Origin of the sequence: Dactylosporangium sp. NPDC000555, from assembly GCF_040300025.1 — a bacterium.
GTDB lineage: Bacteria > Actinomycetota > Actinomycetes > Mycobacteriales > Micromonosporaceae > Dactylosporangium.
The window spans coordinates 37,644-49,027 of the sequence record NZ_JBEPDB010000070.1 but is presented as its reverse complement, the minus strand read 5'-3'; the positions used below and the strand labels follow the sequence as shown (position 1 = coordinate 49,027).

10 protein-coding genes are annotated in these 11,384 nt (G+C 70.8%); 5 read left to right on the top strand and 5 right to left on the bottom strand.

From position 1 onward, the window contains the following. Positions 1-936 precede the first annotated feature (936 nt). Positions 937-2,142 carry an AI-2E family transporter gene (locus tag ABT297_RS32095; RefSeq protein ID WP_350556152.1) on the bottom strand — a complete coding sequence of 402 codons (1,206 nt, stop codon included), beginning with the start codon at positions 2,140-2,142 and terminating at the stop codon, positions 937-939. 77 nt (positions 2,143-2,219) lie between these two features. Between ABT297_RS32095 and ABT297_RS32090 the strand changes: the two genes are divergently transcribed. The 5 genes from ABT297_RS32090 (at position 2,220) to ABT297_RS32070 (ending at position 6,410) form a co-directional block, all read left to right on the top strand. Then, the gene (locus ABT297_RS32090; protein WP_350556151.1) at positions 2,220-2,945 is read left to right on the top strand and encodes a lysophospholipid acyltransferase family protein; all 726 of its coding nucleotides are present in this window, start codon (positions 2,220-2,222) and stop codon (positions 2,943-2,945) included. Continuing rightward, the gene (locus ABT297_RS32085; protein ID WP_350556150.1) at positions 2,942-3,874 is read left to right on the top strand and encodes an acyl-ACP desaturase; all 933 of its coding nucleotides are present in this window, start codon (positions 2,942-2,944) and stop codon (positions 3,872-3,874) included. The genes ABT297_RS32090 and ABT297_RS32085 overlap by 4 nt, the downstream gene beginning before the upstream one ends. A 204-nt stretch (positions 3,875-4,078) precedes the next feature. Continuing rightward, positions 4,079-5,017 (top strand): helix-turn-helix transcriptional regulator, encoded by a 939-nt coding sequence (locus tag ABT297_RS32080; RefSeq protein WP_350556149.1) that lies wholly within the window; start codon positions 4,079-4,081, stop codon positions 5,015-5,017. 1 nt (position 5,018) lies between these two features. Further along, entirely contained in the window at positions 5,019-5,768 is a 750-nt protein-coding gene (locus tag ABT297_RS32075) for an SDR family NAD(P)-dependent oxidoreductase (RefSeq protein WP_350556148.1), read from the top strand. 186 nt (positions 5,769-5,954) lie between these two features. Then, entirely contained in the window at positions 5,955-6,410 is a 456-nt protein-coding gene (locus ABT297_RS32070; protein WP_350556147.1) for a histone-like nucleoid-structuring protein Lsr2, read from the top strand. 72 nt (positions 6,411-6,482) lie between these two features. Here the strand turns inward: ABT297_RS32070 and ABT297_RS32065 are convergent, their stop codons facing one another. From ABT297_RS32065 to ABT297_RS32050, 4 genes are all read right to left on the bottom strand, one after another. After that, positions 6,483-7,670, bottom strand: coding sequence for an ROK family protein (locus ABT297_RS32065; protein ID WP_350556146.1), 1,188 nt, complete (start codon positions 7,668-7,670; stop codon positions 6,483-6,485). 46 nt (positions 7,671-7,716) lie between these two features. Beyond that, positions 7,717-8,979, bottom strand: coding sequence for a sugar ABC transporter permease (locus tag ABT297_RS32060; protein ID WP_502885681.1), 1,263 nt, complete (start codon positions 8,977-8,979; stop codon positions 7,717-7,719). Positions 8,980-9,344: 365 nt separating this feature from the next. Beyond that, positions 9,345-10,118 (bottom strand): ATP-binding cassette domain-containing protein, encoded by a 774-nt coding sequence (locus ABT297_RS32055; RefSeq protein WP_350556145.1) that lies wholly within the window; start codon positions 10,116-10,118, stop codon positions 9,345-9,347. Positions 10,119-10,236: 118 nt separating this feature from the next. Next, positions 10,237-11,325, bottom strand: a complete 1,089-nt coding sequence (locus ABT297_RS32050; protein WP_350556144.1) for a sugar ABC transporter substrate-binding protein — start codon at positions 11,323-11,325, stop codon at positions 10,237-10,239. Positions 11,326-11,384 lie beyond the last annotated feature (59 nt).

Here is an 11,384-nt window from a genome sequence, read left to right as displayed (position 1 = left end):
CGATCTCCGACCCGCCGACCCGCCGACCCGCCGACCCGCCGACCCGCCGACCCGCCGACCCGCCGACCCGCCGACCCGCCGACCCGCCGACCCGTTGGCCCCCTGGCCCCCTGACGCGCCGACGTGCTGGCCCGCCGACGTGCCGACCTTGCTGACCTGCTGACCCCGGTCGCGTTCCCTGGCGCGCTGACCCGCCGACGTGCTGACCTGCTGATGCGCTGGCCCCTGGCGCGCCGACCCGCCGACGTGCTGACGCGTTGGCCCCCTGGCCCGCTGACGCGCTGACCCGTCGACGCGCTGACCTACTGACGTGCCGGCCCCTGGCCCGCTGACCCGCTGACGACGTGCTGGACGGCCGTGCTGGAGAACTGCTGGGCCGCCGCGCCGCATCGGCAATGGTCCGAACCTTTCACCTCGTGCGGGCCGCGGACCGATGCGACGTCTCGGGCCAGCCGAGCGCAGCACGTCGCCGGGGACACGGCGGTGGTCGGTAGAGCGTGCGTACCAGTTGCCGCGGAAACGTGGTGCGGGAAATGAGTTCGCCGATCGGGGTTGCTGCTGATCGCCCCGACCAGACATCCGCGGCTCGGCGGCATCGCGCTCGCCGTCGGCCGGGCCGCGGTGCGCGCTTCCGCGCCTCGTGCGGGGGAGAGCAGGCATGAGGCGCGAGCGGCGCGTCCACCCGGACGATGCAGCCGTGCGCGGCCGGACCGCGCGGCGAGGGGACCGCCCTGCACGACGCCGAGCCCGGGCCGAACCAGGCCAGGTCCGGGCCGGCCGCGAATTGGCCCGGACCAGCGACACGGCCAACGCGGCCCACGCCACCGGCCGGATCGCTCCTGACCGCGGTCCGGGCCGCCGCCCAGGCCAAAAGCGCGGACAGCGACCCGATCCGGCCGGCCCGAACCGGCGGCGGAGCAGACGGGCGGCGGAAGGTCAGCGCGAGTTCTGCCGAGGGATGACGACCTCGCGGATGAGGAGCTGCACCGCCGCGACCACGGGGATCGCGACGAGTGCGCCGACGATGCCGAGCACCGCGACGCCGATGAGTACCGACAGGATCGCGGCCAGGTCGGTGACCTTCACCGCGCGGCGCATCACCGTCGGGTAGATCGCGTAGTTCTCGATCTGCTGATAGATGATGAAGAACACCACACATGCGATGCCGGCCTGGATCGATGTCGCGAATCCGACGATGCTCACCACGACCGCGCCCAGCGTGGCGCCGATCTGCGGGATCAGGTCGGTGATCGCGACGAGGACGGCGAGGGCGTACGGATACGAGACGCCGATGATCAGCAGGAACACGAACGACGACAGGCCCGCGACGACCGCGATCGCCAGTGCGCCGCCCAGGTAGGCGCCGACCTTGGTGAGGATCTCGTCGCCGAGCAGCCGGACGCGTTCGCGGCGCGACGCCGGCACCAGGCGGTAGCCGCCCTCCTTCAGCCGGTCGAAGGCGGCCATGAAGTACAGCGTCAGCACGATGACCATCACGATGTTGAACACCGCCGAGAACGCGACCTGCACGCCGCCCCAGACGCCACCGAGCGCCTTGGTGACGTTACCCGCCGTCGCGACGTCCTTGAGCCGGTCCAGGAGCTGATACTGCTCGTTGAGGCGGTTGAGCTGGTCGTTTCGTTGCAGGTTGTCGATGTAGTGGGGGAGGTTCTCGATCAGCGCGTTGCTCTGCTGCACCAGCGGCGGAATGAGCGCCACGATGCCGCCGCACAGCATCAGCATCGCGCCGATGCCGACCGCGGCGACCGCGAGCCCGCGTGGCACGCCCCACTTCCTCAGCCGTACCACCGCGGGATTGAGGCCGATCGCGAGGAACAGCGCGATGAAGATGAGGATCAGGATCGAGCGGATGTTCTGCACCGCCAGATACGCGGTGTACGCCAGAGCCAGGCCCAGCCCCGCGGTGAACCCGATGAGCAGCGGCGAGCGGCGCATCGGCGGCCCGGGCCGGCCGAACCGCGGCGGCGGCTCGACGACCACCACGCCGATGTCGACCGAGATCTCCGGCCCCACCGGTGCGGCGGGCGCCGACGTCTCCAGTGGCTCCAACGGCTCGGCCGGCTTGGATGGCTCGGGTGGTGACGAAGGTGGCGCCGGCGGGTCCTGCACCTCATCCTGCACTGTGAACTCCCTGGAATACACCTGTCCTTGAGGCAGGGTACCGGGTGCGCTCCACCGCGGACCGCTAGCGTATGGTCATGGCAGATCTGGTGTACCCGCCGGTTATCGCGCTCGCGCGGACCATGTTCCGGCTTCTCGACATGAGGATCACGATCGAGGGCGAGGAGCACGTGCCGGCTGACGGGGGAGCCGTCATCGCCTGTAATCACGTCTCATATCTGGATTTCATCTTCTGTGGCCTCGGTGCTCGCCGCTCCAAGCGCCTTGTTCGGTTCATGGCCAAGGACTCGATCTTCCGCCACGGCATCGGCGGGCCATTGATGCGTGGCATGCACCACATCCCGGTCGACCGCGACGCGGGCATGGCCTCGTACAAGGCCGCGCTGTCCGCGCTCAAGGCCGGCGAGGTCGTCGGCGTGTTCCCCGAGGCGACGATCAGCCAGTCGTTCACCGTCAAGGACCTCAAGAGCGGCGCGGCCCGCCTCGCCGCGGCCACCGGCACGCCACTGATACCCGTGGTGCTGTGGGGCACCCAGCGGTTCTGGACCAAGGGCCATCCCCGCGATCTCACACAGCGCGGCGTGGCGGTCACGATTCTCATCGGGGAGCCGTTGCACCCGGCGCGCCGCGACAACCAGGACGCGGTCAACGCCGAGCTACGCGCCCGCATGACGACCATGCTCGACCGGGCCCAGCGGGAGTACCCGCAGTCGCCGAAGGGCCCGGACGACGCGTGGTGGCTGCCGGCCCACCTGGGCGGCAGCGCACCGGCACCAGCTGTTTATGAACCGGAGGCCCAGTGAGCCCAGCCGAACCCACCGACCTGCTCGTACTACTGCGGGAACTCGAACCCGTCGTCGAGGAGAACCTCAACCGGCACCTGGCCACGGCCAAGGAGTGGTTCCCGCACGAGTACGTGCCGTGGAGCGAGGGCCGCGACTTCGACGGGGTCCTCGGCGGCGAGGCGTGGGAGCCGGGGCAGTCCAAGCTGTCCGAGGTCGCCCGGATCTCCCTCGTTGTCAACCTGCTGACCGAGGACAACCTGCCCAGCTATCACCACGAGATCGCCAGCGTCTTCGGGCGTGACGGCGCGTGGGGGACATGGGTCCATCGGTGGACGGCCGAGGAGGGCCGGCACGGCATCGCAATCCGTGACTATCTGCTTGCGACTCGTGCCGTCGACCCGGTCGCGCTCGAGCGGGCGCGCATGGCCCACATGGAGGGCGGCTTCCGAAACTCGTACGAGGGGCTGATCGAGTCGGTCGCGTACGTGTCGTTCCAGGAGCTCGCGACCCGCGTCTCGCACCGCAACACCGGCACCGTCTCCGGTGACCCGCTCTGCGAGCAGCTGCTGGCCCGCGTCGCCGCCGACGAGAACCTGCACATGATCTTCTACCGCAACCTGCTCGGCGCCGCGTTCGACCTCGCGCCCAACACCGTGATGCGTGCCGTGACCAAGGTCGCCTCCACGTTCCAGATGCCCGGCCACACCATCGAGAACTTCGGCCGCAAGTCGGTGCAGATCGCCAAGGCCGGCATCTACGATCTGCGACTGCACCATGACGACGTGCTGACCCCGGTGCTGCGTCAGGTCCGCGTGTTCGACCGGTCGCTGTCCGGCGACGGCGAGGCGGCGCGCGAGGAACTCGCTGCCTTCATGACCGACCTCGACGCCCAGGCGTCACGCTTCGTCGAGCGCCGCGAGGCGCAGCGTGCACGGGCCGCCGTCTGACGGCGTCCGCCTCCCGCACCCTTTCCGGGCGTCCGCGTTCTGCGGGCGCCCGTCCCTTTGGCCCCGCGCTTGAACGGGACGTCTCGAGCGCAGGCGGCGGGGGTTGTCGACCGTGTGTTGTCTCGGTTGGCGCGTTCGTTCAATACGACTGGTCGACGGCCGACCTAGCGTGAGGGGCGCAACGAGACGATGACAGGAGCGGCGGTGGAGGATTTCGCCAGTGCGGTACTGGTCTCGGCGGTACGGCACGTCTTGGCCGAGGACGGTCTCGCGCCCGTCGTGCCGCCACCGTCGGGGGCGTTGATGCCGTTGGAGACCAAACGCCGGTTGCTGACCGACGTCGCCGACGCCTATGGACTGCTGCCTCTGCTGCGTGTCGGCCGGGCGGTTGCACGGCTACCGCCCCACCCGCTCATCTCCGCGTTGCGCGCCGCGGACAACCCTCTCGATCTGTTCGGCCGGTGGAGCCGGTTGGAACGGTTCGCCCATTCGCGCCACCGCGTTGTCGTGCGTCACGCAGACGCGACCTGCGTCATCGCCGAGCACGTGGGAGCACCGGCGTCACCCCCGCACCCAGCGGAGGACGCGCTGATCCTCGGTGTGCTGATCGCGCTGCTGGAGGACATCGGTGCACAGGAGGTCACGGTCACCCTCGACCCTGATCCGGTCGTGTTCGCCGACGGCGTCTTCACCGCGCCGCCACCGGGCCACCACATCGCCCGGTGGCGCTTCGCGTGGTCGTCGCACGTGCCGCCGGTACGAAACACCGGGCGCCGCACCAGCGATGACCTGACCGCCCGGGCTCGCGTGCTATTGACCACCGACCTTGCCCGGCGGTGGACCGTCAGCGACCTGGCCGCCGAGGTGACGGTGTCGGTACGCACCCTGCAGCGGCAGCTGCGTACCGCCGGTGGTTTCACCGCGCTGCTCGGCGCCGTGCGCGCGGACCGGGCCGCCGACCTGCTCACGACCAGCGCCCATTCCCTGGGCGTCATCGGCTTCGCCTGCGGATACGCCGATCAACCGCACTTCACCCGTGACTTCAAACGCCGCACCGCGATGACCCCGGCGGCCTACCGGTCGGCGTTCCCCGACGCCCCGCCCCGCCCGGGCGGGCCTCACGACCAGCAGAGGCGACCCTGACATGAACCCGGCAGGCAGCACGATCCTCATCACCGGCGCCACCCGCGGCATCGGCCGCGAGCTGACCCACCAACTGCTCGGACTCGGCGCGCACGTCGTAGCCGTGGCACGCGACCGCGGGCAGCTGAAGTCTCTGACCGCCACCCACGGCGACCGCGTGACGCCCTGGTCGGTCGACCTCGCCGACCCCGCCGCCGTCGACGCGCTCGTGCACCAACTGCCCGAGCGGCACCCCACCCTCTCCATGGTGATCAACAACGCCGCCGTACAGACGATCACCAGCCTGTTCGCCGACGAGCCCAGCGCGATGCGACCGGTGCTGCGGCGTGAGATCGCTGTCAACCTCGACGCCGTCGTCGCGCTGTGCACGGGCCTGTTGCCGCACCTGAGCCGGCAACCGTACGCCGCGATCGTCAACGTCACCACCGGCCTCGCGCTGGCCCCGAAAGCCTCCGCGCCGGTGTACTGCGCCACCAAGGCTGCGGTGCGTACCTTCACCCGGGCCCTGCGCTACCAGTGCCAGGACACCGCCCCCCACGTGCGGGTCACCGACGTGATCTTGCCCCTGGCGGACACCGGCATGACCCGCGGCCGGGGCCGCGGCAAGATCACCGCTGCCGCCGCCGCGGGTGCCGTCGTCGCCGGCGTTCGCCGCGGCTCGGCCGAGGTGTACGTCGGCAAAGCCCGTGCCCTGCCCGCGTTGATGCGGGTGGCACCGGCACTGGGGTATCGGATCCTGCGCCATGGCTGACCGTGCGACCCCGCCCGCCCGCCTGTGCCCGGCCTTCGCGCGGGCGTCCGATCGCCGCGCCGCGCGGCTGTGTGCAGTGCTCGTGTGACTGCCGGATTACTCGGTGTAGATCTGGGCGGGGTGTCCGATAGCTCAGGGCGGCAGTTGCCTTCCGTGAGCGTTGCAGTAGGCTGCGACGACCGTTCCGTGCCCGTCACTGCCCGTCTGACCGATTTCACCGTGTCCGGCGGCGCCGTGTGGGCTGCGGAATTTCACTCCCCGTATCGGAAGGCAGTATCGCCAATGGCCAGACGCGTGATACATGAGCTGATCGACGATCTCGACGGCGGGCTCGCCGACGAGAGCCTCAGCTTCGGCCTCGACGGCGTGCAGTACACCATCGATCTGTCCGCGAAAAACGCGGCCGAACTGCGGGACGTGCTCGCGCCATTCGTCGCGGCCGCCGCGAAGCTCGGCCGGACGTCCGCGCAGGCGCCACCGGCGCGGGGCGGCCGTGGCCGTCCGGTCCTGACCGCCCGCGCCGAGCGGGAACAGAACCGGGCGATCCGCGAATGGGCGCAGAGCAAGGGGCTGGAGGTCTCCGACCGCGGCCGGATCCGCGCCGACATCGTCGAACGGTTCCACGCCGAAGCGGGAAGCTGAACACGGGGGCGCCCAGGTCTGGGCGCCCCCAACGTCGGCGGTCCAGCGGCTGGGGTTGCCGTCCGAGCCGGCTCAGGCCGAGTCGAGCGGATCGGCGAAGAGCGGCTCGAATGCCAGCTCCGCGGCGCCGAGCAGGGCCGCGTCCTGACCCAGCTGCGGGGTACGCAGGCGGACATGCTCGCGGCAGGCCGGCAGCCCGTTGCGGTTGAGGCGGCTGCGCACCTGGGCGGCTGAGGCGAGGTACACCTCCCGGAGCGTGCCCCCGAAGATCACCATTTCCGGGTTGAAGATGTTGACCAGATTGGCCACGCCGAAGCCGAGCCAGTCGCCGACCTGGCGCATCGCCGCCTGCGCGGCGTTGTCGCCCCGCGACGCGGCGTCGACCACGGTCAGGATGCCGTCGCGGCCGGCGGTCGGGTTGCGCCCGGCGGCGGACAGCAGCGCGTGCTCGCCGATCTCGGTCTCCCAGCAGCCGCGGGAGCCGCAGCTGCACGGCTTGCCGCTGGGGTTGACGACCATGTGGCCGACCTCGCCGCCGTATCCGCCGTGGCCGGTGACCGGGCGGCCCGCGGCGATGATGCCGCCCCCGACGCCGGCGTCACCGTAGAGGTAGACGAGGTTGTCGCAGCCGGCGGCGGCGCCGCGGGTGTGCTCGGCGAGCGCGGCGAGGTCGGCGTCGTTGCGCACGGCCACGGGCCGGCCGTCGCCGATGAGGTCGCCCAGGGCCTCGCCGAGGGGCTGGTCGGCCCAGCCGAGCTGGGGGCCGAGGCGGACGAACCCGTCCTCGCGGCGCGCCATGGCCGAGACCGCGGCGCCGCTGCCGATGAGCCGGGCTCCGGCGGGGACGGTGAGCCGCATCTTGCGCACGAAGTCGGCGATCGGCGCGACGACGGTGGCGGCGTCGTGCTCACCGCGCGGGCGGGCGGACTCGAACCGGTCGAGCAGCACCCCGCCGAGCCCGACCCGGGCGGCGACGATCCGGTCGACCTGGACGGCGAAGGCGTACACGTAGACCTTCTCCGACTCGGGCCGCACCACCAGGGAGGGGCGCCCGGCCCGGCTGCGCTGCTCGCGTGGTACCCCCTCGCTGACCAGACCGGCGGAGGTCAGGTCGGCGGTCAGCGCGCCGATCGTGCTGCGGTTGAGTCCCAGGCTCGCGGTGAGGTCGGCGCGGGACATGGCGCCGTGGAGGTGCACGGAACGCAGGAGCGCTCCGAGATTGCTCCGGCGGATCTCCTCCTGGCTGGGGCCAACGCGCATGCTCGGCTTTCTTGTGGGGTGCGGAACTGAGCCTAGTCGTTGCGTGTCATCGCAGTCCTGCCGCGGCCGCGCGTCGCCGCGTCACTGCGTCGATACCGGCGGCGAGCAGGAGCACGACGCCGGTGACGATGTACTTCGTGCCAGGGCTGTAGTCCATCAGGCCCATGCCGTTCTCGATGACGGCCACCACCGCACCGCCGAGGACCGCGTTGAGCACCCGGCCCTTGCCCCCGAAGAGGCTGGTGCCGCCGATGACGGCCGCGCCGACCGCGTACAGCAGCACGTTGCTGCCGCCGGTGTTCGGGTTGACCGAGGCGTCCCGCGACGCGGCCACGATCCCGCCGACGGCCGCCATGGTGGAGCAGATGACGAACACGGAGATGCGGATCGCGTCGACGTGGATGCCGGCGCGGCGGGCGGCCTCGCGATTGCCGCCGACGGCGTAGATGTGCCGGCCGAACGTGGTGCGGTTGAGCACGAACGTGCACAGCGCCAGCAGGACGCCGACGATGAGCACGATCATCGGCACGCCCCGCTGCGAGATCGTGTCGCTCTTGGAGCGCTCCAGGTTGAGCGTCCACACCGCGCCGCCGAGCAGCACGGCGACGGTGACGACGCGGATCGCGATGACCGACGCCGGCTCGGCGGTCAGCCCGTGGCGGACCCGGCTGTAGCGCTTCCACAGGTGCAGGGCGAGCATCCCGGCGACCGTGACGCCGTAGAGCGCCCAGCCCTGCTCCGGGGTGAACCGCCCGTCGAAGTTGATCTTCTTGATGGTCGGGTCGTCGACGGCGACGATCGTGCCGCCCTTCATCAGCAGCAGCACCGCGCCCTGGAAGGCGAGGAACGCGGCGAGCGTGACGACGAACGACGGTATGCCGAGCTTGGCGACGAGCAGGCCGATGAGCAGCCCGATCGCGGCGCCGGTGAGGATCGCGCCCAGCACCGCCACATACCACGGCAGGCCGAAGTTCGTCAGCAGTACCGCGAGGACGGAGGCGCAGACCCCGCTGGCGAACCCGGCGGACAGGTCGATCTCGCCGAGCAGGAGCACGAACACGAGCCCCATCGCGATGACCGTGACGGCCGCGCCCTGGTTGAGCAGGTTCGCCAGGTTGCCGGCGGTGACGAACCGCGGCCGGGCGACGGAGAACACGATGGTCAGCGTGAGCAGCCCCAGCACGGCCGGCAGCGCGCCCATGTCACCGCCGCGCACCCGGGCCACGTAGTTTCGGGTGTACGCCGAGAAGCCGTGCCCGGCCCGTTCGCCGGCGCGCTCCTGCGTCTCGAGAGTCGTCGACGCGTTCACGCCGTCACCTCCGCTTCGCTCCGGCAGCGGCATGAGCTGCACCCGCGTCCCTGATGAGCGGCCCCAACGCCCGGTCTGGCTCGATGAGGCTTCGCGCTGATCGACCCAGACCAGGCGCCGCTTCGCTCCGGACCGCTCATGCCGTCACCTCCGCTTCGCTCCGGCTGCGGCATGAGCTGCACCTGCGTTTCTGATGAGCGGCCCCAACGCCCGGTCTGGCTCGATGAGGCTTCGCGCTGATCGACCCAGACCAGGCGCCGCTTCGCTCCGGACCGCTCATGCCGTCACCTCCGCTTCGCTCCGGCAGCGGCATGAGCTGCACCTGCGTACCTGATGAGCGGCCCCTGCGCTCCGCTCCGGACCGCTCATGCCGTGGCTCCGTTGCGGCGCAGGCCGAGCTCGCCGCTGCGGCCGGTCGTGATGAGCTCGACCACCTGTGAGTGGGTCACGTCGGTGGCCCGGACCTCGGCGGCCATCTGGCCGAGGTACAGCGCGGCGATGCGGTCCGCGACGGCGAACACGTCGTTCATGTTGTGCGAGATGAGCACCACGGCCAGCCCGTTGTCGGCCAGGCGGCGCACCAGCTCCAGGACCTGGGCGGTCTGCGCGACGCCGAGCGCGGCGTTGGGCTCGTCGAGGATGACGATGCGGTTGTTCCACAGCACGGCCTTGGCGATGGCGACCGTCTGCCGCTGGCCGCCGGAGAGGCTCGAGACCGGCTGGCGGACCGACGCCACCGTGCGCACCGAAAGGCTCGCCAGGGTCTCGGCGGCCCGCTGCTCCATGGTGATGTCGTCGAGGACCAGCCCCCGGCGGATCTCCCGGCCGAGGAACATGTTCTGCACGATGTCGAGGTTGTCGCACAGCGCCAGGTCCTGGTACACGATCTCGACCCCGAGCGCGGCGGCGTCGCGCGGGCCGTGCACGGACACCGGCCGGCCCTCGAACAGGTACTCCCCGGAGTCGATCGAGTAGATCCCGCCGACGCACTTGACGAGGGTCGACTTGCCGGCCCCGTTGTCGCCGACCAGGGCGGTGACCTGCCCGGCGTGGACGGTGAAGTCCACGTCTCGCAGCACCTGGACGGGTCCGAAGTTCTTGCTGAGCCCGCGGATCTCCAGCAGGGGTGTATCGGTCACGATGCTCCTTCGGGCCGGCCCGCGGTGGCGGGCGCGGCGTCGCCCCGTCGGTCGCGACCGGCTCCGGTGCCGCCGTGTCCGCCGGGCTGGCAGATCCCCAGGTGTGAGATCCGGTACCTTACTTGATACCCGCCGCGGAACATTTCGCGGCGAAGTCGCCGGCACACACCTCGCTGGCCGCGACGTATCCGTCGTCGATGACGTCCTTGACGTTGTCCCTGGTGATCGCCTTCGGCTCGAGCAGGATCGCGTCCACGTTCCGCTTGCCCAGCGGGTCGTAGACCTTGCTGTCCGTGACGCCCGTCTCACCTCTGGCCAGGCCGATGGCCAGCTTCGCGGCCGCGGCCGCCTCGCGACGCACGTCCTTGTAGACCGTCATGCACTGGTCGCCGTTGAGGATGTTCTGCAGGCCCTGCGCGGTCGCGTCCTGCCCGGTGACCGGGATGCGCCCGTTGAGCCCCTGCTTCTTCAGCACGTTGATGGCCGCGTTGGCCAGCCCGTCGTTGGCGGCGATCACCCCGCCGATGTTCGGCTGGGCGGTCATCATCTGCTCGAACGCCGTCCCGGCCCGGGTGTTGTCCCACTCCTCGATCCACTGGTCCGGGCCCTTGATGTACTCGCCGGAGGCGAACTTGGGGCGCAGCACGGCGTCGTAGCCGTCCTTGAACAGCGTCGCGTTGTTGTCGGTCTGCGAGCCGTTGAGCTCGGCGACGACCGGCCGGCTGATCTTCGCGTCGGCGAGGCAGCGGACCAGGCCCTGGCCCTGGAGGGTACCGACGGCGGTGTTGTCGAACGACACGTAGTAGCGCGCCGAGCCGCCGAGTGTGAGCCGGTCGTAGTCGATGGTGGCCACGCCGGCGTTGCGGGCCTTGTCCAGCACCGCCTTGCCGGTGCCGGAGTCCAGGTTGACGATCATGAGCACGTCGACGCCCTGAGTGATCATCTGCTCGGCGAGCGTGGTGAAGGCGCTCTTGTCGTTCTGCGCGTTCTGGATCTCGTAGTCGACCCCGGCGGCCTTGAACGCGGCGGACAGGTACTTGCGGTCCGCGGTCTCCCAGCGCGCCGAGGACTTGCTGTCGGGCAGGATGACCCCGATGCGCGGCCGGGTGCCGCGCCCGCCGACGCCGGACACGTGCTCGGAGCAGGCGGCGAGCCCGCTCGCGGCCAGCACGCTCACCGCCAGCAGGGAGAGGATCCCTCTGCGCATTGCACGGGTCCTTTCGGTGTCGATCGGGGGTTCGGCGGTGCGTGTTGTGTCGGGCAACG

Excerpts from the sequence above, each read along its gene's own strand:
- ABT297_RS32090 (WP_350556151.1), top strand. The coding sequence starts at position 2,220 with ATGGCAGATCTGGTGTACCCGCCGGTTATCGCGCTCGCGCGGACCATG.
- ABT297_RS32075 (WP_350556148.1), top strand. The coding sequence starts at position 5,019 with ATGAACCCGGCAGGCAGCACGATCCTCATCACCGGCGCCACCCGCGGC.
- ABT297_RS32065 (WP_350556146.1), bottom strand. The coding sequence starts at position 7,670 with ATGCGCGTTGGCCCCAGCCAGGAGGAGATCCGCCGGAGCAATCTCGGA.
- ABT297_RS32050 (WP_350556144.1), bottom strand. The coding sequence starts at position 11,325 with ATGCGCAGAGGGATCCTCTCCCTGCTGGCGGTGAGCGTGCTGGCCGCG.